Origin of the sequence: Cryobacterium sp. TMT1-2-1, assembly GCF_004403955.1 — a bacterium.
GTDB lineage: Bacteria > Actinomycetota > Actinomycetes > Actinomycetales > Microbacteriaceae > Cryobacterium > Cryobacterium psychrotolerans.
Window position 1 is genome coordinate 16,355 of the sequence record NZ_SOHC01000045.1, and the last position, 22,397, is coordinate 38,751.

The following is a 22,397-nucleotide window of genomic DNA, read 5'->3' on the forward strand; positions in this document are numbered from 1 at the left end:
TCGGGCGGCAGCGCAGGCCGGGCGGCAGTTCAGGACAGCCGGGCCCCCACGTGCAGGGCAACGGCGCCCCCGGGCGGCACGGTGACCCTGGCCGTGCCGTCGGCGGCGACCTCGACGGACCCGCCCGAGCAGGCTTCGGCCGCCGTCGGCGTGCCGCCGCCGGTCACGACGTCGCAATAGCGGCCGGCGGCCAGGCCGGTCTGAAACCGGCGGGTCAGCGGTTCGTCGCCCGCGTTCATGGCGACGAACCCGCGCTCGCCGCGGCTGAACGCGTACGCGTCGCCCCGGGTCCACGAGTTTTCGAGCGGCGCGTCGCCGACGGCGCTCCGCCAGGACACCATGCCGGCGATCGCGTCCCAGCGGTGCTGGCAGACCCAGTCCCCGTCGGAATGGCTCACCTCCGGTCCGACCGTGCCGCAGTCCGCGTCCTGCACCCGGCCGGATGCGTCCTGCGCCGGCCCGTCGTCGCCGGCGCTGAAGGCGTAGCCGGAGTAGAGCACGGGGGAGCCGTAGGGGAGGGCCAGGGTCAGCACATTCGCGAGAACGTACTGGGCACCATCCGTGTAGTTCAGGGTCTCCCCGTTGCGTTCCGTGTCGTGGTTGTCGACGAAGGTGCGGGCGATGCGGCCGGGCAGGAAGCCCCAGTCCTCACCGAATCCCTCGCTGACGCTCATCGTGCCGGACTCGACCATGCCCTCCAGCTCGCGCGCGAAACCGAACTCGAACACGTCGCCGTTGCCCGTGTACATCTCGGGCTGGACCGCCTCCCGGGAACCGCGGATGACCTCCTGCACGACGTAGGCGTCGGGTGGCAGCGGCGCGAGGATCGCCGCCAGGTCGGCGGCCGGGATGTGCTTGGCCGCGTCGATCCGGAAGCCGTCGACGCCGAGCGAGAGCAGGTCGGCCAGGTACGCCGTGATGGTCTTGCGCACGTGCGGCGTCTCCGTGGCCAGGTCGGCGAGGTTCACGAGTTCGCAGCTCTGCACGTCGAACGCGGCCCGGTAGTTGGCGATGTCGTCGCCCTCGCCCCGTCCGCAGTGGTGGAAGTCCCCGGCGGCGTCGGAGTAGAGCCCCGGGTAGTCGTAGTGCCCGTGGCGGCTGCCGGCCCAGCCGACGCCGGGTTCGTCCCGGCCTGTCATGTGGTTCACGACGGCGTCGGCGAGCACGTCGACCCCCGCCTCGTGGCAGGTCGACACCATCGACTCGAACTGCTCCCGCGTGCCGAGTCGGGACTCGACGCGGTAGCTGACCGGCTGGTAGCTCGTCCACCACTCCGGCCCGGTGACGTGCTCGTTCGGGGGAGAGGCGAGCACCCAGGCGATGCCGTTGGGGCCGAGGGTGTCGGTGCATTCGCGGGCGATCGAGTCCCAGTTCCACTGGAACAGCTGCACGCCCACGTCGTGCGTGCCGGCCGGCTGGTCCGCGGCGACGGTGCCCGCAGTCGACAGCCCGGAGCATCCGGAGAGCAGGGCGACGGATGCCGCGATCAGCGTCGCCGCGGCCGGCATTCGAACAGAGACCACGGCACCGCTTCCCGCGCAGCCCCAATGCAAACGCTTGCACCGAGACTAGTACGGCCGGCGTTCAGGAGGGGGACCACCGTGCGGCCGGGTAGTCGATCCGATACGCCGTCGCGCTCGTGACGAGCGGTGTGCCCTCGGCGAGGTAGAACGGCAGGGCGCGGTCCTCGTGCTCGATCGGCGGGTGGCCGCCGGCCCGGATGACACGCCACCACGGAACATCCGACCCGTAATGGGACATGACCTGGCCGACGGCCCTCGCGGCGCGCGAGCCGAGCGCGGCGGCAACGTCGCCGTAGGTCATCACCCTGCCGGGTGGGATCGTGTCGACGATGTCGAGCACGTCCGCCACGAACGCGCTGTCGGGGGTGAAACGCACCGCTACAGCTGCAGCGCGCCGATGGTTTCGCCGTACTGGGTCTGCCCGACGTCCCGGAAGCCGATCCGGTGGAAGAACTCCTCCGGGCCTTCTTCGCCCGGCTCCCAGATCACGTTGATGTGGTCGAACCCGCGCGAGCGGGCCTCCTCGGCGAGGGCCTCCGCGGCGAACTTGCCCACGCCCTTGCCCTGGGCCGCCGCGTCGACGTTGATCCGCCAGATGCACGCGCGGAACTCCTCGTGCTCGGCTTCGGGGTCGAAGTTGCCGTGAATGAAGCCGACGACGTCGTCGCCCTGGAGCACCACGCGCTGCCAGGCGGTGGCCGGGTTGATGACGGTGGCCGCTACGGAATAGGAGACCGGTGCGATGAATTGCTCCTGGCCGGGTTTCAGGCTCAGGTTATTGGCCGCAACGATGTTGCGTGCGGACAGTTCTTCCAGTCGTAGCGTCGCCATGGGAACAGGCTAACCTGCGGCCGGTCCGGTCGGTAGTCGGCAGCCGTACGCACAGGATGAACTCTCGGCAAAGTCTCTCGATGTCAAGATACTTGCACTCCTCTAGTAAGCTTGGTGTCGGCCATTCGCGGCCCACCTACTTTTTGAGGAGAACCATTGTCGAAGATCAAGGTTGAAGGCACAGTCGTCGAGCTCGACGGCGACGAGATGACCCGCATTATCTGGCATGCCATCAAGGACACGCTGATCCACCCGTACCTCGACATCGACCTCGAGTACTACGACCTGTCGATCCAGAAGCGCGACGAGACCGACGACCAGATCACGGTCGACGCGGCACACGCCATCCAGAAGCACGGCGTCGGCGTCAAGTGCGCGACCATCACGCCCGACGAGGCGCGGGTCGAGGAATTCGGCCTGAAGAAGATGTGGGCCTCGCCCAACGGCACCATCCGCAACATCCTCGGCGGCACGATCTTCCGCGAGCCGATCATCATCTCCAACATCCCCCGCCTGGTTCCGGGCTGGAACAAGCCGATCATCATCGGCCGCCACGCGTTCGGCGACCAGTACAAGGCCACGAACTTCCGCTTCGAAGGCGAAGGCACGCTCAGCATGACCTTCACCCCGAAGGATGGCAGCGCGCCGCAGCAGTTCGAGGTCTTCCAGTCGCCCGGCAGCGGTGTCGCCATGGGCATGTACAACCTCGACAAGTCGATCACGGACTTCGCCCGCGCCTCGCTCAACTACGGCCTCGAGCGCAACTACCCGGTGTACCTCTCCACGAAGAACACCATCCTCAAGGCCTACGACGGCCGGTTCAAGGACATCTTCCAGGAGATCTTCGACGCCGAGTTCAAGTCCGCCTACGAGGCTGCCGGCCTCACCTACGAGCACCGCCTCATCGACGACATGGTGGCATCCGCCATGAAGTGGGAGGGCGGTTACGTCTGGGCCTGCAAGAACTACGACGGCGACGTGCAGTCGGACACCGTCGCGCAGGGCTTCGGCTCGCTCGGCCTGATGACCAGCGTTCTCTCGACGCCGGACGGCAAGGTCGTCGAGGCCGAGGCCGCCCACGGTACCGTGACGCGCCACTACCGCCAGCACCAGCAGGGCAAGCCCACCTCGACCAACCCGATCGCGTCGATCTACGCCTGGACCCGTGGGCTCACCCACCGGGCCAAGCTGGACGACAACGCCGCCCTGGCCGAGTTCGCGCTCACGGTGGAAGACGTCGTCATCAAGACCGTCGAGAGCGGCAAGATGACCAAGGACCTCGCCCTGCTCGTGGGTCCGGACCAGGCGTTCCAGACCACCGAGGAGTTCCTCGCTGCGATCGACCAGAACCTGCAGGCGCGCCTGGCCTGACCGTTTCGCACGGCGACGGCCCCGACCTCACCAGGTCGGGGCCGTTCCGCGTCCGGGGCCGGGCATCGGTCAGGAGAGCCTGTCCTTGCTGGCGAGGGGCGCCTGCCGGGGGAAGAATGTTGAGCATGCGAACCTTTGCCCATGCCGCACGCCGGTATCCGATCGTCGCGGCCACCATCCTGGTCGCCGTGGTCGGGGTGGTCCTCTGGCTGAGCGGTGAGACCGCAGGGGTGCGGTGGCTCTTCAGTGGCTTCGGCCTGTTCGTCGCCGGGATCGAGGCCGTCGGCATGGTCAGGCAGCTGCGCCGGGGCAGCTTCGGCATCGACTTCCTCGCCATCACGGCCATCGTCGCCACCGTGCTCGTCGGCGAGTACATCGCCACGCTCATCATCGTGCTCATGCTCTCCGGCGGAGCCGCCCTCGAGGACTACGCGGTCAGCCGCGCCAAGCGGGAGCTGGACTCCCTGCTGAAGCGCGCACCGCAGATCGCGCACCGGGTGCGAGACGGGCAGGGAGAGGTCGAGGATGTCCCGGCGGGCCGGGTGCAGGTCGGCGACGTGATCCTGGTGCGCCCGGCCGAAATCGTCCCCGTGGACGGCGACCTCGTGTCCGAGACGGCGTCCTTCGACGAGTCGTCCCTGACCGGGGAAAGCCTCCCGGTCGAGCGCGGCAGCGGCGATCCCGTGCTCAGCGGATCCATCAACGGAACGGCCGCGGCCACCGTCCGGGCGACCGCGACCGCCTCGAACAGCCAGTACCAGCAGATCATCGCGCTGGTCGAGGAAGCGGCGGCCAGCAAGGCGCCCGTCGTGCGCCTCGCCGACCGCTACGCGGTGCCGTTCACGGCCGTGTCGCTGGCCATCGCGGGCCTCGCCTGGTTCTTCAGCGGAGATCCGGCCCGTTTCGCCGAGGTGCTCGTCGTCGCCACCCCGTGCCCGCTGCTGATCTCGGCGCCGGTCGCGTTCATGGGCGGCATGAGCCGCGCCGCCCGCAACGGCATCATCGTGAAGGGCGGCGGCGTGCTCGAGAAGCTCGCCCGCGCCCGCACCGTCGTGTTCGACAAGACCGGCACGCTCACCCACGGCCAGCCGACCATCGTCGCCGTGCGCCCGGAGCATCCGTTCACGGAGCGCGAGGTGCTCGCGCTCGCGGCGTCCGCCGAGCAGTACTCCTCCCACGTGCTCGCGGCGTCCGTCATCGCGGCCGCCCGCGACCAGGGCGTGGAGCTCACGAGCACCGAGCAGGCCGGCGAAGTCGCCGCTCGCGGGGTGGTCGCCCGCTTCGGCGAACGCGAGGTTTCGGTCGGCAAGCTGTCGTTCATCATCGACCGTGCTCCGGATGCCGCCGCCACGCCGCTCGACGGCGGCGAACTCGCGATCTACGTGGCCGTCGACGGGAAGTTCGCCGGGAGCCTCGTGGCCAGCGACCGGCTGCGCGACAACGCGAAGGCCACGATCGCTGCATTCGCGGCCCGCGGGGTGCGCGACACCGTCATGCTCACCGGGGATGCCCGGCCGACGGCGGAGCACATTGCGGGGCTGGTCGGCATCACTCGCGTGCAGAGCGACTGCCTGCCGGGCGACAAGGTGAACGCCGTGAAGGCGATCTCCCGCCGCCCGGTCATCATGGTGGGCGACGGCGTCAACGACGCTCCGGTGCTCGCGGTCGCCGACATCGGGATCGCGATGGGAGCCAGGGGTGCGACGGCCGCCAGCGAATCGGCCGACGTCGTCATCCTGCTCGACGACCTGTCCCGCACGGCGCGCGCCGTCGCCATCGGGCAGGACACGATCCGGATCGCACTGCAGAGCATCTGGCTGGGAATCATCCTGAGCCTGGGCCTCATGGTGGCGGCCGCGTTCGGGTTCATCCCGGCCACCGCCGGGGCGCTCGCCCAGGAACTCGTCGACCTGGCCACGATCCTGAACGCCCTGCGCGCGATCGGCGGCCGGCGGGATGCCGCGCGCTCCGCCGTGGCGGTGCCTGGGCGCGCTGCACCCTCCTTCGCCAGGGATTGAGCGTCATGCCCCCAGTACGGGGGTGATTGTCGACACAATGCACCGATCATCGGCTAGTTTTTGATTCGTGCACGTCCCTCGGCCGGGGGGCAGCATGCCATTCAACGACGAACGGATTGGACACCACAAGTGACCTTACGCACCCGGCGACCGAGCACCTCGGGCCACGAACCACGATCAAGCCGCGCGCTGCTCCGCAGCGCGACCGCCCTCACACTGACGGTCGGGATGGTGGCCGCTGCGGCCCTTCTCGGCGGAACCGCTGCAACGGCCGTGGCCCAGCCCACAACCAGCGCGGCGGCGGCCAAGCCGTCCGCGAGCTTCGAGGACGGCCGCTACATGGTCACCCTGGCGGCCAGCGCTGTCGCCACGTACTCCGGCGGGGTCAACGGTTTCGCGGCCACGAAGCCGGCCAAGGGCAAGCAGCTCGACGCCCGGTCGAAGGACTCGAAGGCGTACGCCGGCCACCTCAAGGCCCAGCAGAAGAAGATCGCGGCGGCCGCGGGCGTGAGCATCGACTACTCCTACACGACTGCCATCAACGGCTTCGCTGCCACCCTCACCGCGGCCCAGGCCGCCACGCTCTACGCCAACCGTGCCGTGCTCTCGCTGGAGAAGGACTCGATCCGCCAGATCACGGCGCAGTCCTCGACCGAGTTCCTCGGCCTCGGCAAGGCCGACGGCCTCGGCGGTCTTTGGGAGTCCACGGGCGGCGTCGCCACGGCAGGCGCCGGCGTCGTCGTCGGCATCGTCGACACCGGCATCGCGCCGGAGAATGCCTCGTTCGCCGGCGCTCCGCTGGGCACGGCCAGCGGCGCCGCGCCGTACCGCACGGCCGACGGCAGCATCAGCTTCGCCAAGTCCGACGGGGGCACCTTTACCGGCGCCTGTGTCACCGGCGAGCAGTTCACCGCCGCCGACTGCAGCACCAAGATCGTCGGAGCCCGGTACTACGTCAACGGTTTCGCCGCCTCGCAGATCGGCAGCGCCGACGTCGGCGAGTACGTCTCCCCGCGAGACGGCGACGGACACGGTTCGCACACCGGCAGCACCGCGGTGGGCAACCACGCGGTCGCGGCATCCGTCGGCGGCATCGACTTCGGCACCATCTCGGGTGTCGCTCCGGCAGCCAAGATCGCCGCATACAAGGTCTGCTGGTCGGGTCCCGACGCGGTCAGCCAGGACGACGACGGATGCGCAACCAGCGACCTCGTCGCCGCGATCGACCAGGCCACCAAGGACGGCGTTGACGTGATCAACTTCTCCATCGGCGGCGGAGCGGCCCAGACCACGGTGTCCGCCACCGACATGGCCTTCCTCGGCGCGGCATCCGCCGGCATCTTCGTCGCAGCCTCGGCCGGTAACTCCGGCTCGGCGGCGTCGACGCTGGACAACGCCTCACCGTGGATCACCACCGTCGCGGCCAGCACCATCCCGAGCTACGAGGCCACCGCCACCTTCGGCAGCGGCGCGAAGTTCGCCGGTGGCTCGATCACGGTCCCGACGACCGGTGTGACCGGTTCCCTGGTGCGCGGCGACCTCGTCGCGGCCCGCCGCGGCGTCGACCCGCTGCTCTGCGGACCGGGTTCGCTCGACCCGACCAAGGTGGCCGGCAAGATCGTCTTCTGCGCACGCGGCGTGTACGCCCGCGTCGACAAGTCGGCCGAGGTCAAGCGCGCCGGTGGTATCGGCATGGTGCTGGTGAACCCGTCGTCGAGTTCGCTCGACCTGGACCAGCACTCGGTTCCGTCCGTGCACCTGAACGGCGACGCCTACGCCACGGCCTTCGCCTACGCCGGCACCGCCGGTGCGACGGTGACGCTCACGCCGGGCAACGAACTCGGCACGACGCCGGCTACGCCGCAGGTTGCCGGATTCTCCTCGCGGGGACCGGTCCTGGCCGACGGCAGCGACATCATCAAGCCGGACATCTCGGCCCCCGGTGTCGCCATCCTGGCTGGCGGCGCGAACGCCGCGGGCGACGCCGGCACGTACAAGTTCCTGTCCGGAACGTCGATGTCGTCGCCGCACATGGCCGGTCTCGCCGCGCTGTACTTCGGTGAGAAGCCCACGGCCAGCCCGGCCGAGGTGAAGTCGGCGTTCATGACCACCGCCTACGACACGAAGAATGCGACCGGCGGAGCAGTGACCGACCCGTTCACCCAGGGGGCGGGCCACGTCGACCCGACGAAGTTCTTCAACCCGGGCTTCGTCTACCTCAACGGCGCGGACGACTGGTGGTCCTTCATCAAGGGCGCCGGCTACACCTGGCAAGGCTCGGACGATGTCGCGGCGATCGACCCGTCGAACCTCAACCTGGCGTCCATCGGCATCGGATCCCTCACCAAGGCGGAGACGGTCACCCGCACGGTGACGTCCACGCAGGCGGGCACCTTCACCCCCACGGTGATCGGACTCAACGGCATCACCGCGGTGACCTCACCGGCGGAGCTCGTGTTCGACTCGGCCAACCAGGTCAAGTCCTACACGGTGACGTTCACCCGCACCACGGCGCCCCTCGACACGTTCGCGACCGGTTCGCTGAACTGGACGAGCGGCACCACCGTGGTGCACAGCCCGCTGGCGGTCAAGCCCGTCACGATCGAGGCGCCCGGTTCCGCCAACGGAACCGGCGTGTCCGGCTCCGTGGAGATCGCCGTGACGCCGGGTTCGACCGGCCCCATCGCCCTGACGACCGACGGCCTCGCGGCCGGCGTGCAGCTCAAAGAGAAGAAGGGCGGCCCGGGCAAGGCCTACAGCGGTAACGGAGTCGCCGGCACGGAGATCACCTTCAACGTGCAGGTTCCGGCGGGGACGGCGCTGCAGCGCTTCGACCTCGACTCGCTGACCGATGCCGCCGACCTGGACCTCATCGTCTACCGGCTGGACGGCAAGGGCGGCACCGCGGTCGATGGCTGGCAGTCGGCCACGGCGGCGACGGACGAACACGTCGACCTGATGAACCCGATCGCCGGGTACTACCAGGTCATCGTGTCGGTCTTCAGCGGCAACGACACCTACGACCTGACCAGCTTCTCGGTCATGCCGGACGGCGGCGTCGGAACCTTCACGGTCCCGGCCTCCATCGACGGTGTCCAGGGCATCGAAACGCAGTACACGGCGTCGTGGTCCGGGCTGACTTCCGGGACCGATTACCTGGGGCTGGTGCGCTACGGCACCTCCGGCTTCTCGACGATCGTGTCGGTGAAGAACTAGCACCAACCGAACCAGCACTAGCGGAGAGGCGGCGACGGAAGGCAACATCCGTCGCCGCCTCTCTCTCTGCCTGCCGCGCACACCGTAACCTGAGGGGATGCGACGAGAGGGGATGCGACGAGCTCGGCCGGTGAGGCCCCGCTTCTCCCGTGACGTCTACGTGCTCGGCGTCATCGCGTTCTTCGTCATGGTCGGGTTCGGCGTGGTCGTGCCGGTGCTGCCCGTGTACGTGCGCAGCTTCGGAGTCGGCTATGTCGAGGTGGGGGCCGTCGTCTCGGCCTTCGCCCTGATGCGGCTGGTCGCCAGCCCGTTCTGCCCGCGCTTCATCGACTGGTGGGGCGAGCGCACGACGCTGGCCGTCGGGATCGGAATCGTCGCCGTGTCCAGCGGGCTGGTCGGCATCGCCCAGGACTACCCGCAGCTGCTCCTGCTCCGCGGTGTCGGCGGCATCGGCTCGGCCATGTTCACCGTGTCGGCGATGACGCTGCTGCTCGGTTCGACCTCGCCCGGCATCCGGGCCAGGGCGATCGGTTTCTACCAGGGCGGCTTCCTGATCGGCGGCATGGCCGGCCCCGCGCTCGGCGGGCTGCTGGCCACGATCTCGCTGACCGCCCCGTTCTTCTTCTACGCGGCGACCCTCGCGGTCGCCGGCCTGGTCGGCCTCGTCCTGCTGCGCCCGGCCACCCGCGCCGCCGCCGCCGCCGGTTCCGGCGCCCAGGCCGATCGCATCCCGTTCCGCACGGTGCTTCGCGACCGCCGCTTCCGCGCCGCCTGCCTGGCCAACTTCTCGCAGGGCTGGACCTCGTTCGGCGTGCGCAACTCCCTCATCCCCGTGCTCGTCGTCGAGGTGCTCAAGGGTCCCAGTTCGTGGACGGGCCTCGCCTTCGCCGCCGCGGCGGTCGCCCAGACGCTGGCGCTCGGCCCGGCAGGCCGGTTCGTCGACCTGGTCGGCCGCCGGCCGGCGATGATCGGGGCCTTCGCGCTCGCCGCCGTGACGATCCTGGCCGTACCCTTCGCGGGCAACATCTGGCTGCTCACCGGCCTGCTCTGCCTGTACGGGGTGGCGGCGGCGTTCATGGGGACCGCGCCGGCCGCGGCGGTCGGGGACGCGGCCGGGGCATCCGGGGGGCGGCCGGTCGCCGTGTTCTCGATGTTCGCCGACGCCGGCGCCATCGTCGGGCCGCTGGTCGCGGGCCTGCTCGCCGACACCCTGTCCTACCCGGCCGCGTTCGCGGTGGGGGCGGTGCTGTTCCTGGCGACGTCCGCCTACGCGATGCGGATGCCGCGGGAGACGCGCGTCAGCTGAGTTCCTTGCGGCCGGAGATGACGCCGCTGACCGTGGCGACGAGCGCGAAGACCGCTGCGACGACGGGCTGGTCGAGGTCCCACCAGGCCAGTGCCGCCGCACCGAAGACGGCGATCTCGACGACGGCCTTGCCGAACGGGTCGAGCCGGAACACGGCCTTGGGCGAGCGGAACAGGCCCCAGAGCACAATCGCGAAGGCCGGCGCCAGGATGCCCACGAGCACGCCGGGCCAGGGCAGCGGCCACGCGGCGAACCCCCAGAAGCCGAGGCTGACGAAGGCGAAGAGCTCCAGCAGGAACCTCAGGACGTCGTTGGGGCCGATCGTGGTCTCGCCTGTCTCTTTCACCCGCCAATCCTACCGACCCTGTCCCGTCACCGACTCCCCGCGAAACCGCAGTTGTGCGCACTAAAACGCGTTCATAACGCGCACAAGTGCGGTTTCGCGGGAGGGGAGAGGGGGTTACTTGAAGATGATGGTGCGGGCGCCGTCGACGAGCACCCGGTTTTCCGCGAACCACTTGACCGCCTGGCTGAGCGTGCGGCTCTCCTCGTCCTGGCCGATCGCGACGAGCTCGCCCGGCGTGCGGGAGTGGTCCACGCGCACGACGTTCTGCTCGATGATCGGTCCCTCGTCGAGGTCGCCGGTCACGAAGTGTGCGGTCGCGCCGATCAGCTTCACCCCGCGGGCGTGCGCCTGCCGGTACGGGTTGGCGCCCTTGAAGCCGGGCAGGAACGAGTGGTGGATGTTGATGGCCCGGCCGGCGAGGCGCTCGCACAGTCCGGGGGAGAGGATCTGCATGAACCGGGCGAGCACGACGAGCTCGATGTCGTTCTGCTCGACCGCGTCGACGACGCGAGCCTCGAACGCGGCCTTGCTGGCGGCATCCGTGATCGGCAGCGATTCGAAGGGCACGCCGTAGAAGCCGACCAGGTCACGCAGGGTGCCGTGGTTGCTGAGCACCAGCGGGATCTCGACCGGCAGCTGGCCGGCGCGCTGGCGGAAGAGCAGGTCGTTGACGCAGTGCCCGGCCGTCGAGGCGAGCACGAGCGTGCGGAGAGGGCGGCCGACGACGTCGATGACGGAGGTCATCTCGTAACGGTCGACCACGGGGGCCAGCCCGGCCTCGAGCTCCGCCCGGTCGGCGGGGGACTCCACCTGCAGGCGCATGAAGAACCGGCCGGTGTCGGCGCTGGAGAATTGCTGGCTCTCGGTGATGTTGCCGCGGGCCCGCACGATCGCCCCGCTGACCGCGTGCACGATGCCGGGCCGGTCGGCGCAGACCAGCGTGACCACCCAGTGGTGGTGGGCAACCGGCGGCGGGTTACTGGTCATGCCCCCAGATTAGCGGCCCCCAGGCGGCCGCGCGCCCGTCGGTTAGACTGCTTACGGCCGTCGGAATCCGCTCGGCCCCGGGCGCGCACGCTGGCGCGCAGTCGATCCTTGCCCCGCCCCACCGGTGTGAACGGCAGGATCCGCCGTCCGTGAGCCATGGCCCCATGTCGAAAACCACCCCCCACGTTCCGCTCCGCGGCCAGGCGGCCTTCCCCTGGCTCGGCCTGATCACGCTCTCCTCCGCCGTCTTCCTCTCGGTGACGAGCGAGATGCTGCCGACCGGGCTGCTGCCGGAGATGAGCCGGGACCTCGACGTCACCCAGTCCCGGATCGGGCTGCTCGTCAGCTGGTTCGCCTTCACCGTGGTGCTCACGAGCACGCCGCTGGCCCACCTGACCCGACGCCTGCCCCGGCACGGGCTGATCGTGGCCGTGCTGATCGTCTTCGCGCTCAGCAACGTGCTCACTGCCGTCGCGCCCACCTACGAGTTCCTCGTCGTCTCCCGGGTGGTCGGCGGGATGGCCCACGGGCTCTTCTGGTCGGTCGTCGGCGCCTACGCCGCGCACCTCGTGCCGAAGGAGCAGATCGGCCGCGCCGTGTCGATCACGATCGCCGGCGGAACCGTGGCCTTCGTCTTCGGCGTGCCCGTCGCAACGGCCGCCGGGCAACTGCTCGGCTGGCGCCTGTCCTTCGCCGTGCTGGCCGGGCTCATGCTCGCCGGTGCCGTGCTCGTCTGGCGCCTGCTGCCGCCGGTCGAGCACTACGCCGGCACGACGGATGCCGCGGCATCCGCCCCCGGCGCCGCCCCGCCCCGCCGGGACCCGACGGTCCCCGCCGTCGTGCTGGTCTGCGTCATCACGGCGGTGACAATGATCGGCCACTTCACGTTCTACACCTACATCGCACCGTTCCTGATCGAGGAGGTGGGGGTCCGGGGCGTCGACGTCGCGCCCCTGCTCTTCCTCTTCGGGATCGCCGGCGTCGTCGGCCTCATCCTCGCCGGCACGGTCTTCGGCCCCCGGCCGCAGCGCGGCCTGCTGGTCAGCCTCGCGCTCGCCGCAGTCAGCGTCACCGTGCTCGCCGTGTCCACCGAGACGCTTCCGGTGGCCGTCACGGCCTTCGTGCTCTGGGGGCTCGCCTTCGGCGTGCTGCCCCCGCTGATGCAGACCAGGCTCCTGCACGCCGCCTCGCACCGCATCCGCGACACCGCGAGCGCGTTCTACACGACCGCGTTCAACACCGGGATCGGCGGCGGCGCCCTGCTCGGGGCGGTGCTGCTCGACACCGTCGGGCTCGCGGTCGTCCCGTTCGTCTACGCCGGCATCCTGGTCGCCGCGTTCACGTTGGCGCTGGTCAGCGGGCGGATCGTGCGCCGACGGGCCACCTGAGCCGGCCAGGGAGCCCGGCAATACGCGGGCATGTGCTCGTGACGACGTGCTCGTCACAGACGAGCCGGGCACCCGCCCGGGCTGATAGGATCGTTCGTGTCGCAACTGGCGTAGCACGAAGATGGGTCACCATCGGGGAGCGACTGACACGGTTAGTGGCCGCACGCCTGGGCCGCAGCATCCACCGATATGTCTAAGGAGACCCCCGTGTCCACCACCGTGCCAGCCCACTCCGTGCCCTCCACGTTCAACGATTCCCTGCAGGACGTTGACCCCGAGATCGCCGCCGTCCTCGAACAGGAGCTCGGACGCCAGCGCGACTACCTCGAGATGATCGCAAGCGAGAACTTCGTTCCGCGCGCCATCCTGCAGTCGCAGGGTTCCGTGCTGACCAACAAGTACGCCGAGGGCTACCCGGGCCGCCGCTACTACGGCGGCTGCGAATACGTCGACGTCGCCGAGCAGCTCGCGATCGACCGGGCCAAGGCCCTCTTCGGCGCCGAGTACGCCAACGTGCAGCCGCACTCCGGGGCGACCGCCAACGCGGCCGTGCTCTCCGCGATCGCCACGCCCGGCGACACCATCCTCGGCCTCGAGCTCGCCCACGGCGGCCACCTCACCCACGGCATGAAGCTCAACTTCTCCGGCAAGCTGTACAACCCGGTCGCCTACGGCGTCGACCCCGAGACCTTCCGTGTCGACATGGACGTCGTGCGCGACAAAGCACTCGAGCACAAGCCCAAGGTCATCATCGCCGGCTGGTCGGCCTACCCGCGCCACCTCGACTTCGCGGCCTTCCGCAACATCGCCGACGAGGTCGGCGCGCTGCTCTGGGTCGACATGGCGCACTTCGCCGGCCTCGTCGCCGCCGGGCTGCACCCGTCCCCGGTTCCGCACGCCGACGTCGTCTCGAGCACCGTGCACAAGACCCTCGCCGGTCCCCGCTCGGGCTTCATTCTCTCCCGCGACATGACGCTGGCCAAGAAGCTCAACTCCAACGTGTTCCCCGGCCAGCAGGGCGGCCCGCTCATGCACGTCATCGCCGCGAAGGCGACCGCGTTCAAGCTGGCGGGCGAGCCCGAGTTCAAGGAGCGCCAGGAGCGCACCCTGCGCGGCGCGAGCATCCTCGCCGACCGCCTCACCGCCGAGGACTCGAAGGCCGGCGGCGTCGACGTGCTCACCGGCGGAACCGACGTTCACCTCGTGCTCGCCGACCTCCGCAACTCGCCGATCAACGGCCAGCAGGCCGAGGACGCCCTGCACGAGGTCGGCATCACGGTCAACCGCAACTCCGTCCCGTTCGACCCCCGCCCGCCGATGGTGACCAGCGGCCTGCGGATCGGCACGCCGGCCCTCGCCACGCGCGGCTTCGGCGACGCCGAGTTCACCGTCGTCGCCGACATCATCGCCGAGGCGCTCAAGCCGGATGCCGACATCCCGGCCCTCCGCGCCCGGGTGAAGGTGCTCACCGCGGCCTTCCCGCTCTACCCGGGCCTGCAGCAGTAACGGCCAGACCCGGGCCCCGGCCCTCGCCGGGGCCCGGGCCGAATTCGCTGAAGGACTGACCGACAGAATGGATCACTCATGACGGCAATCACTCTCGACGGGGTCGCGACGGCGTCCGCGGTCAAGGCCGAGCTGGCCGAACGCATCTCGGCCCTCCGCTCCCACGGCATCGTGCCGGGCCTCGGCACCCTGCTCGTCGGCGACGATCCCGGATCCCGCTCCTACGTCGCGGGCAAGCACCGCGACTGCGCCGAGGTCGGCATCGAGTCGATCCGGATCGACCTGCCCGCCTCGGCGACCTCGGCCGATGTGCGGGCCGCCATCGCCGACCTCAACGCCAGCCGCGAGGTGACCGGGTACATCATCCAGCTGCCGCTGCCGGTCGGCCACAACGACAACGCCATGCTCGAACTGATCGACCCGGCCAAGGATGCCGATGGGCTGCACCCGACCAACCTCGGCCGGCTCGTGCTCGGTATCGAGGGCGAGCTCAACTCGCCGCTTCCCTGCACCCCGGCGGGCATCGTCGAGCTGCTGCGCCGCTACGACGTGCCGATCGTCGGCCGGAAGGTCGTCGTGATCGGCCGCGGACTCACCGTCGGCCGTCCGCTCGGCCTGCTCTTCACCCGCAAGGGGCTGGATGCCACGGTGACCCTCACCCACTCGCGCACCGTCGACCTGCCGGGCGAGGTCCGACGCGCGGACATCGTCGTCGCCGCCGTCGGGGTGCCGCACCTCGTGCAGGCCGACTGGGTCAAGCCCGGGGCGGCCGTGCTCGACGTCGGCATCACCCGGGTGACCGACCCGGTCACCGGCAAGGGCACGCTGACCGGGGATGTGCATCCGGATGTCGCGGCGGTCGCCGGCCACCTCTCGCCCAACCCCCGCGGCGTCGGACCGATGACCCGCGCCATGCTGCTGGGCAACGTGGTCAAGGCCGCCGAACAGTCCCTCCGCAAGTAGCGGGCCCCCGGCACATCCGGGGCACGATGGAGGCAGAGCGACCGAGGAGGTCCGGTGGATCGCCAGCCAGGGCACGACACCCGGACCGTCCGGCTGGCCATGCTCCAGGCGAGGGCGGAGCCGCTGGCCCTCACGGAGAACCTCGCCCTGGTCGACGCCTCCGCCCTCGAGGCCAGGGAAGCCGGAGCGGACCTTCTGCTCACGCCGGAACTGTTCGCCACCGGGTATGCACCGACGCTGATCGCCGAGTCCGTCTCGGCGGCGTCGGTCGCGGGCGCCCACGAGTCGCTCCGGGCGATCGCGGCGAACCGGGGAATCGCGCTCGCCTTCAGCCTGCCCGGACCGGGCCCGGCCGACGAGCGGGAGATCACGGCGACCCTCGTCGACAATACCGGCACGGTCATTCTCGGCTACGCCAAGTCCCACCTGTTCGGGCCGGCGGAGCGCTCCAGTTTCCGGCCGGGCGCGGAGGCGCCCCGGGTCGCGGAGCTGCTGGGCCTGCGCATGGCGTTGCTGATCTGCTACGACGTCGAGTTCCCGGAGACGGTGCGTGCCGCGGCGCTCCGGGGCGCCCAGGTCGTGCTCGTGCCGACCGCCCTGGCCGCGGGGTACGAAAACGTCGCCCGGGTGCTCGTGCCGGCCCGCGCGCTCGAGAACTCCCTGATCGTCGCCTACTCGAATCACGTCGGCGTCGAGGACGGACTCGAGCTGGCCGGTGCGAGCGTCGTCGCCGGGCCGGACGGAAACCTCCTCGTCGACGCGGGGAGCGCCTCCGGCCTCGTCTACGCCGACCTGTCGGTCCCCGACGTGGACGTGGACTACCTCGCCGACCGCAGACCCGGGCTCTACCGAGCCTGGGAACAGAACCGCACGACTGAGGAAACGTGAATCAATGACCCTGGCAACCAATCTTCCGCACACACCCCTCTCCGGCGAGGCCGGCGGGCTGCCGATCACCATGCTGAACCCGGACTTCCCGTTCAGCTACGACCACTACCTGGCGCATCCGGCCGGACTCGGCGAGGTGCCTGCACTCAAGCACGGCACGAAGGTCGCCGTGATCGGGGCCGGGTTGTCGGGCGTGATCGCCGCCTATGAACTCCTGAGGCTCGGCCTGCACCCGGTGCTCTACGAGGCCGATCGCATCGGCGGACGGCTGAAGACGCAGGGGTTCGCCGCCGCGCCGGGTGTCGTCGCCGACCTCGGCGGTATGCGGTTCCCCGAGTCGGGCCGGGCGTTCTACCACTACGTCGACACGGTGGGCCTCGAGACCCGGGAATTCCCGAATCCGCTCTCCGACGTGACGCCGAGCACGTTGATCGAGCTCGAGGGCGAGTCGTGGTACGCGGAGACGGACGAGGACCTCCCGCCGTTCTTCACCGAGGTGGCGGATGCCTGGCGCCGCGCCCTGCTCGAAGACGCTGACCTCGCCGCGATCCAGGGTGCGATCCGGCGGCGCGATGTCACGGGGATCAAGAAGATCTGGAACCGGCTCGTGGCCGAGCTCGACGAGCAAACCTTCTACGGTTTCGTCGGCGCCAGCGCGGCCTTCCGGGAGAAGAGCTTCGCCCACCGGGAGGCGTTCGGGCAGGTCGGCTTCGGCACGGGCGGCTGGGACACCGACTTCTCCAATTCCATCCTCGAAATCCTCCGGGTCGTCTTCACGGACGCCGACGACAAGCACCGGCGTATCGTCGGCGGGGCGCAGCGGCTGCCGGACGGACTCTGGACGCACGCACCGGAGAACATCGTGCACTGGCCGGCCGGGACGACACTGTCGAGCCTGCACAACGGAGTGCCCCGCGGCGCGGTGGCGTCCATCCGGCGCGGGCCGGGCGGCGGCATCCGGATCGGCGAGAAGTGGGGCGGGGCCAGCGAATTCGAGGCCGCCATCGTGACCTGCCAATCATGGCTGCTCTCCGCGCGCATCGACACCGAAGAGGGCCTGTTCCCGCCGAGGCTGTGGACCGCCATCGAACGCAGCCACTACATGCAGTCCTCGAAGACATTCGTCATGGTGGACCGCCCGTTCTGGAACGACATCGACCCGGAGACCGGCCGCCACGTGCTGAGCATGACGCTCACCGACCGCCTGCCCCGGGCGACGTACCTGATCGACGACGGACCGGACAAACCCGCGGTGATCCTGCTCTCATACACCTGGAACGACGACGCACTGAAGTGGCTGTCGCTGAGCGCGGACGAGCGAACGACGCTCATGCTGCACTCCCTGCGTCAGATCTACCCGAAGCTGGACATCGGTTCGCACATCGTCGGCGAACCGATCACCGTCTCCTGGGAGGCCGACCCCAACTTCATGGGGGCGTTCAAGAACAACCTGCCCGGCCACTACCGGTATCAGGAGCGTCTCTTCGGCCACTTCATGCAGGACGAGCTTCCGGATTCCCAGAAGGGCATCTTCCTCGCCGGCGACGACATCTCGTTCACCGCCGGCTGGGCGGAGGGTGCCGTCACGACCGCGCTCAACGCGGTCTGGGGAACGGTGAAACACCTCGGCGGACGCTCCGCGGCCGGCAACCCCGGCCCGGGGGACCTGTGGGAGGAACTCGCGCCCGTCGTCCTGCCGTAGTCAGGACGCGCCCGGGCTCGCGCACGCCGGCTCCAGCCCCGGATGCGCGCCGGATGCGCGCCGGCTGCGCCCCGGATCAGTCCTGGATGGCTGCGCGGTGCAGGGCGGAGTGCCTGAGGTACTCCTCGGCGTTGTGGCGGTTGCCGGCGATCTCGTCGTCCGTCAGGGCCCGGCGCACCTTCCCCGGCACCCCGGCGACCAGAGAGCCGGGGGGAACCACGGTTCCCTCGAGCACGACCGCGCCGGCCGCGATGAGGGAGCCGGCGCCGATGACGGCGCCGTTCATGACCGTCGACGCCATGCCGATCAGCACGTCGTCTTCGATCGTGCAGCCGTGCAGCACCGCGCCGTGGCCGACCGACACATTGCGCCCGACGGTGAGCGGGTAGCCGCCGTCGACGTGGCAGGACACGTTGTCCTGCAGGTTCGACCCCTCGCCGATCGTGATCGGCTCCGCCTCGGCGCGGAGCACGGAGTTGTACCAGACGCTCGCCCGCCCGGCCAGGGTGACCCGGCCCACCAGGACGGCCCCCGAGGCCACGAAGGCGGAGTCGGCCACGCTCGGGGCGGGAAGGTTCGGGAGCACGATGATGCGCGCGGAAGGATCGATTGCCATACCCGCAGCCTAGTCGCGGCCGCCGTTTAGACTTTCGGGCATGGTGAACACCGAACATCCCGCCGTCGACCTCGTTCGCAGCGCGCTCGGCCGGCACGGCCTCCACCCCGAGATCCGCTGGTTCGACGAGGCGGCCACCACCGCCCAGGCCGCGGCAGAGGCCCTCGGCATCGAGATCGGCGCGATCGCCAACTCGCTCATCTTCACCCTCGACGGCGAGCCGCTGCTCGTGCTCACCAGCGGCGCCCACCGGGTCGATGCCGCGTGGCTGGGGGAGCAGCTGGGCGGCACGATCGGGCGGGCCTCCAAGGAGACCGTCAAACAGGCGACCGGGCAGGTGATCGGCGGGGTCGCGCCGGTGGGGCATCCGTCGCCGGTGCGCACCCTGGTGGATGTCGCGCTCGCCGGCTACCCCGTCGTATGGGCGGCCGCGGGCCACGCCCACACGGTGTTCCCGACCACGTTCGACGAGCTGGTGCGCATCACCGGCGGCAGGGCCACCGCCGTCGTCCCCTAGGGTGGGACCACTCCCAACCAAAGGATCGTCCATGCGCTCTCGTCATGCCCTCCCCGCCCTCGCCGCCATCGCAACCCTGTTGCTGACCGGCTGTGTCGACAATTCCGCGCCGAGCGCGGAGGGGAGCCCGGCACCGTCCGGGACGGTCGTCGAGAAGGATGACGCGGCCGCCGCGCTCCTGCCGGACTCGCTCGCGAAGGCGGGAACCCTCGTCTTCGGGACCAGCCCGAACTACGCGCCGAATGAATTCAAGAACGATGCGGGCGAGCCCATCGGCTGGGCCATCGAGGTCAGCGACGCGATTGCGGCGAAGCTCGGGCTTACCCCGAGCTACACGATCGCCCGGTTCGAAAACATCATCCCCGGGATCGTCGGAGGCACGATCGACGTCGGCCAGTCCTCCTTCACCGACAACCTGGAGCGGGAGAAGCAGGTCGACTTCGTGAACTATTACACCGCGGGCATCCAGTGGGCCTCGGCCACCGGCAAGACGGTGGACCCGGACAATGCCTGCGGACTCAAGGTCGCCGTGCAGTCGACGACCTACCAGGACAGCGTCGAGATCCCGGAGAAGAGCGCCGCCTGCGTGGCCGCGGGCAAGAAGCCGATCGAGAAGGTTGCCCTGGACACTCAGGATGCCGCCGCCACCGCCGTGACGCTCGGCCAGGCCGACGCGTTCACCGCTGACTCGCCCGTCACCCTCTATGCGATCGAACAGCTCAAGGGCAAGCTGCAGACCGCGGGGGAGACCTTTGACGCGGCGCCCTACGGCATGGCCGTCGCCAAGGATTCCGGCATGGCCGAAGCCGTGCAGGCGGCGCTGCAGTCCATGGTCGACGACGGCTCCTACGCCGAGATCCTCGAGGCCTGGGGAGTTTCGGACGGTGGGATCGACACGATCACGATCAACGCGGCCTCGAAGGGCTAGGGTCCGCGCCGGCGCGAGGCGCTCCGGGCCGGAATAGGCTGAACCCATGCGCGCAGCAACGGGACACCAGTACGAATTGACGGCGGCGACGCCGGCCGGGCCGGCCCGGGCGACCGTCACCGAGGTCGCGGCCGGCCTCCGGGCGTATTCCGTTGGCGGCATAGACCTGGTCGAAACCTTCCCGTCCGAGGCGGTGCCGCCGAAGGCCGCCGGGATCGTGCTGGTTCCCTGGCCCAACCGCATCCGAGACGGCGTCTGGGTTCACGACGGCGTGCAGCGGGAGCTCGCGCTGACCGAGCCGGCCCTGCGCAACGCCAGCCACGGCCTGCTCCGGTTCGCTCCCTACCGCGAGCTCGACCGCACGGCGGGATCGGTCACCCTCGGCGCCACGGTCTTCCCGCAGACCGGCTACCCGTTCCAGCTCGACACCGAGGTCACCTATACCCTGGCCGCCGACGGCCTCGAGGTCACCCACGTTCTGCGGAACGTCGGGCAGGCGGATGCCCCGGTCGCCCTCGGCGCCCACCCGTACCTGAAGATCGGCGACGTGCCCACCGGCGACCTCGTGCTGCGGGTCGCGGCCGGTACCCACATCGACGTCGACGACCGGCTGAACCCGGTCGGCGAGACGCCGGTCGACGGCACCCCCTTCGACCTCCGGAACGGCCAAACGGTGCGGGACCTCGACCTCGACGACGGCTTCGGCAGCGTGGCGTTCACGAACGGGCGCACGGAGCACTCGCTCACGGCGCCGGACGGACGCTGCGTCGTGCTCTGGGGCGATGAGAACATGCGGTACGTGCAGGTGTTCACACCGCGGAACTTCCCGGTCAGCGCCGAAGGAAGCGAACCCGTGCGCGGGCAGGCCGTCGCGATCGAGCCGATGACCGCGCCCGCCAACGCCTTCAACTCAGGGGCCGGCCTGCGCGCCCTGGCGCCGGGCGAGTCCTGGACCCTGCGCTGGGGCATCCGTCACGAGGGCTTTGGTGGCTGACGCGCGGACGGCCCCGGCCCGGCCCGCCCTGGGCCCGCAGGACGCGGCCCGCCGGGCGGCCCTCACGAGGATGAAGCGCCTCGCGGCCGGGCTGCTCGGCGTGATGGCCGTCGTCTTCGCCGTCTCCTTCGCCCTGCAGGAGCGCTACCCGGCGCTGGAGTACGTGCGGGCCGCGGCCGAGGGCGGCATGGTCGGCGCGATCGCGGACTGGTTCGCGGTGACCGCGTTGTTCCGCTACCCGCTCGGGCTGCGCATCCCGCACACGAACATCATCGCCCGGCGCAAGGACGAGATCGGCGCGAGCCTGGGCGAATTCGTCGAGACGAACTTCCTCTCCGAAGTCGTCGTGCGCGGCAAACTCGAGTCCCTCGGGGTGTCCCGGCGGCTCGGCGGCTGGCTGGGTCGGCCGCAGAACGCCCGGCGGGTCGCCGACGAACTCGCGGTCGCGGGCACGGGCATGCTCCGGCTGCTCGGCGACGAGGCCGTGAAGGACCTGATCGAGGCCGTGGTGCGCGAGCACCTGCTGCGCCCGGAGTGGGCGCCGAGCCTCGGCCGGGTGGGTTCGCGCCTGGTCGCCGCGGGGCAGCAGGAGGCGGCCGTCGACGCGGTGCTCGAACGCACCGAACACTGGCTGGCCGCTCACCCGGAGGCATTCGGGGATGCCGTGTCCCAGCGGCTGCCGCGATGGCTGCCCGGTTTCGTCGGCGAGATGGTCGACGACAAGGCCTACCGGGAGGTGCTCGGCTTCGTCGCCGCGGTGCGAGCGCAGCCCGGGCATCCGCTCCGGCAGGCGATCGACCGGTACCTGGCCGAACTGATGAGCGACCTGCAGCACGACCCGGACACCATCGCCCGGGTCGAGTCGTTGAAGGCCGGCCTGTTCGACAACGCCCGGCTGCGTGAGTTCGCCGGCGAGGCCTGGGAGTCGGCCAAGGCGACGCTGGCGGACGCCCTGGCCGACCCGTCGAGCGGCCTGCGCGCCGGCATCCAGTCGACCGTGACGGATGTCGGGGAGCGGCTGGCCGAAGACGCCGCCCTCGGCGCCCGGATCGACCGCTGGCTGGCCGACGCGCTCAGCCACCTCGTGCAGAGCTACCGCCACGAGATCGCCGGGGTGATCACCGAAACCGTCGAACGGTGGGATGCCGCCGAGACGTCCGAGAAGATCGAACTGCAGGTGGGCCGGGACCTGCAGTTCATCCGGATCAACGGCACGGTCGTCGGCGCGCTCGCCGGATTGGTGATCTTCGCGGTGGCCCAGGGAATGCTCGCCCTGACCCGCTGATCCGCTGACCCG

General features: G+C 70.3%; 19 protein-coding genes and 1 riboswitch. Of the genes, 13 read left to right on the plus strand and 6 right to left on the minus strand.

From position 1 onward, the window contains the following. Positions 1-29: 29 nt before the first annotated feature. The 3 genes from E3T33_RS08120 to E3T33_RS08130 form a co-directional block, all read right to left on the minus strand. Entirely contained in the window at positions 30-1,523 is a 1,494-nt protein-coding gene (locus E3T33_RS08120; RefSeq protein ID WP_241982874.1) for an alpha-amylase family protein, read from the minus strand. 61 nt (positions 1,524-1,584) lie between these two features. Then, complete coding sequence (locus E3T33_RS08125) at positions 1,585-1,899, minus strand: MGMT family protein (protein ID WP_092322263.1); 315 nt, start codon at positions 1,897-1,899, stop codon at positions 1,585-1,587. Positions 1,900-1,901: 2 nt separating this feature from the next. After that, positions 1,902-2,354 carry a GNAT family N-acetyltransferase gene (locus E3T33_RS08130; RefSeq protein ID WP_092322261.1) on the minus strand — a complete coding sequence of 151 codons (453 nt, stop codon included), beginning with the start codon at positions 2,352-2,354 and terminating at the stop codon, positions 1,902-1,904. Between the two features lie 156 nt (positions 2,355-2,510). Between E3T33_RS08130 and E3T33_RS08135 the strand changes: the two genes are divergently transcribed. From E3T33_RS08135 to E3T33_RS08150, 4 genes are all read left to right on the plus strand, one after another. Beyond that, positions 2,511-3,725 carry an NADP-dependent isocitrate dehydrogenase gene (locus tag E3T33_RS08135; protein ID WP_092322260.1) on the plus strand — a complete coding sequence of 405 codons (1,215 nt, stop codon included), beginning with the start codon at positions 2,511-2,513 and terminating at the stop codon, positions 3,723-3,725. Positions 3,726-3,850: 125 nt separating this feature from the next. Next, entirely contained in the window at positions 3,851-5,743 is a 1,893-nt protein-coding gene (locus E3T33_RS08140) for a heavy metal translocating P-type ATPase (protein ID WP_092322259.1), read from the plus strand. 129 nt (positions 5,744-5,872) lie between these two features. Next, a complete protein-coding gene (locus tag E3T33_RS08145; protein WP_241982875.1) occupies positions 5,873-8,959 on the plus strand; it encodes a S8 family serine peptidase in 3,087 nt (1,028 codons plus the stop codon). A 130-nt stretch (positions 8,960-9,089) separates the two neighbouring features. Beyond that, positions 9,090-10,265, plus strand: a complete 1,176-nt coding sequence (locus E3T33_RS08150; RefSeq protein ID WP_241982876.1) for an MFS transporter — start codon at positions 9,090-9,092, stop codon at positions 10,263-10,265. Here E3T33_RS08150 and E3T33_RS08155 read toward each other — a convergent pair. Together E3T33_RS08155 and purU are read right to left on the minus strand one after the other, a co-directional pair. Further along, positions 10,258-10,611 (minus strand): YrdB family protein, encoded by a 354-nt coding sequence (locus E3T33_RS08155; RefSeq protein WP_092322254.1) that lies wholly within the window; start codon positions 10,609-10,611, stop codon positions 10,258-10,260. The two genes, E3T33_RS08150 and E3T33_RS08155, sit on opposite strands and share 8 nt — an antisense overlap. A 114-nt stretch (positions 10,612-10,725) precedes the next feature. After that, entirely contained in the window at positions 10,726-11,598 is an 873-nt protein-coding gene (purU, locus tag E3T33_RS08160) for a formyltetrahydrofolate deformylase (protein ID WP_092322253.1), read from the minus strand. 164 nt (positions 11,599-11,762) lie between these two features. Here purU and E3T33_RS08165 point away from each other — a divergent pair, with 164 nt between their 5' ends. The 5 genes from E3T33_RS08165 to E3T33_RS08185 all read left to right on the plus strand — a co-directional run bounded on the left by E3T33_RS08165 (position 11,763) and on the right by E3T33_RS08185 (position 18,045). Beyond that, positions 11,763-12,986, plus strand: coding sequence for an MFS transporter (locus tag E3T33_RS08165; RefSeq protein ID WP_092322251.1), 1,224 nt, complete (start codon positions 11,763-11,765; stop codon positions 12,984-12,986). A gap of 91 nt (positions 12,987-13,077) precedes the next feature. Beyond that, positions 13,078-13,166: riboswitch (ZMP/ZTP riboswitch) on the plus strand. A 27-nt stretch (positions 13,167-13,193) separates the two neighbouring features. Further along, entirely contained in the window at positions 13,194-14,492 is a 1,299-nt protein-coding gene (gene glyA / locus E3T33_RS08170; RefSeq protein ID WP_134474608.1) for a serine hydroxymethyltransferase, read from the plus strand. Between the two features lie 78 nt (positions 14,493-14,570). Then, a complete protein-coding gene (locus E3T33_RS08175) occupies positions 14,571-15,455 on the plus strand; it encodes a bifunctional methylenetetrahydrofolate dehydrogenase/methenyltetrahydrofolate cyclohydrolase (RefSeq protein WP_092322248.1) in 885 nt (294 codons plus the stop codon). 54 nt (positions 15,456-15,509) lie between these two features. Then, positions 15,510-16,343, plus strand: a complete 834-nt coding sequence (locus E3T33_RS08180) for a nitrilase-related carbon-nitrogen hydrolase (RefSeq protein ID WP_241982877.1) — start codon at positions 15,510-15,512, stop codon at positions 16,341-16,343. A 4-nt stretch (positions 16,344-16,347) separates the two neighbouring features. After that, positions 16,348-18,045 (plus strand): NAD(P)/FAD-dependent oxidoreductase, encoded by a 1,698-nt coding sequence (locus tag E3T33_RS08185; RefSeq protein WP_134575106.1) that lies wholly within the window; start codon positions 16,348-16,350, stop codon positions 18,043-18,045. A gap of 76 nt (positions 18,046-18,121) precedes the next feature. Here the strand turns inward: E3T33_RS08185 and E3T33_RS08190 are convergent, their stop codons facing one another. Further along, the gene (locus E3T33_RS08190) at positions 18,122-18,661 is read right to left on the minus strand and encodes a gamma carbonic anhydrase family protein (RefSeq protein WP_092322245.1); all 540 of its coding nucleotides are present in this window, start codon (positions 18,659-18,661) and stop codon (positions 18,122-18,124) included. A 40-nt stretch (positions 18,662-18,701) separates the two neighbouring features. Here E3T33_RS08190 and E3T33_RS08195 point away from each other — a divergent pair, with 40 nt between their 5' ends. From E3T33_RS08195 to E3T33_RS08210, 4 genes are read left to right on the plus strand one after another with little or no spacing between them, the layout of a single operon-like run. After that, positions 18,702-19,178 (plus strand): YbaK/EbsC family protein, encoded by a 477-nt coding sequence (locus tag E3T33_RS08195; RefSeq protein WP_092322244.1) that lies wholly within the window; start codon positions 18,702-18,704, stop codon positions 19,176-19,178. A 31-nt stretch (positions 19,179-19,209) separates the two neighbouring features. Further along, entirely contained in the window at positions 19,210-20,106 is an 897-nt protein-coding gene (locus tag E3T33_RS08200) for an ABC transporter substrate-binding protein (RefSeq protein ID WP_134575107.1), read from the plus strand. 46 nt (positions 20,107-20,152) lie between these two features. Continuing rightward, a complete protein-coding gene (locus E3T33_RS08205) occupies positions 20,153-21,100 on the plus strand; it encodes an aldose 1-epimerase family protein (protein WP_134575108.1) in 948 nt (315 codons plus the stop codon). Beyond that, positions 21,093-22,385, plus strand: coding sequence for a DUF445 domain-containing protein (locus E3T33_RS08210; protein WP_241982878.1), 1,293 nt, complete (start codon positions 21,093-21,095; stop codon positions 22,383-22,385). Before E3T33_RS08205 ends, E3T33_RS08210 begins: the two co-directional genes overlap by 8 nt. Positions 22,386-22,397: the final 12 nt, after the last annotated feature.

What these genes read in the sequence shown, in the direction of transcription:
- E3T33_RS08130 (WP_092322261.1), bottom strand. Translation starts at nt 2,354, where the DNA reads ATGGCGACGCTACGACTGGAAGAACTGTCCGCACGCAACATCGTTGCG.
- E3T33_RS08140 (WP_092322259.1), top strand. Translation starts at nt 3,851, where the DNA reads ATGCGAACCTTTGCCCATGCCGCACGCCGGTATCCGATCGTCGCGGCC.
- purU (WP_092322253.1), bottom strand. Translation starts at nt 11,598, where the DNA reads ATGACCAGTAACCCGCCGCCGGTTGCCCACCACCACTGGGTGGTCACG.
- E3T33_RS08165 (WP_092322251.1), top strand. Translation starts at nt 11,763, where the DNA reads ATGTCGAAAACCACCCCCCACGTTCCGCTCCGCGGCCAGGCGGCCTTC.
- E3T33_RS08175 (WP_092322248.1), top strand. Translation starts at nt 14,571, where the DNA reads ATGACGGCAATCACTCTCGACGGGGTCGCGACGGCGTCCGCGGTCAAG.
- E3T33_RS08185 (WP_134575106.1), top strand. Translation starts at nt 16,348, where the DNA reads ATGACCCTGGCAACCAATCTTCCGCACACACCCCTCTCCGGCGAGGCC.
- E3T33_RS08190 (WP_092322245.1), bottom strand. Translation starts at nt 18,661, where the DNA reads ATGGCAATCGATCCTTCCGCGCGCATCATCGTGCTCCCGAACCTTCCC.
- E3T33_RS08195 (WP_092322244.1), top strand. Translation starts at nt 18,702, where the DNA reads ATGGTGAACACCGAACATCCCGCCGTCGACCTCGTTCGCAGCGCGCTC.
- E3T33_RS08200 (WP_134575107.1), top strand. Translation starts at nt 19,210, where the DNA reads ATGCGCTCTCGTCATGCCCTCCCCGCCCTCGCCGCCATCGCAACCCTG.
- E3T33_RS08205 (WP_134575108.1), top strand. Translation starts at nt 20,153, where the DNA reads ATGCGCGCAGCAACGGGACACCAGTACGAATTGACGGCGGCGACGCCG.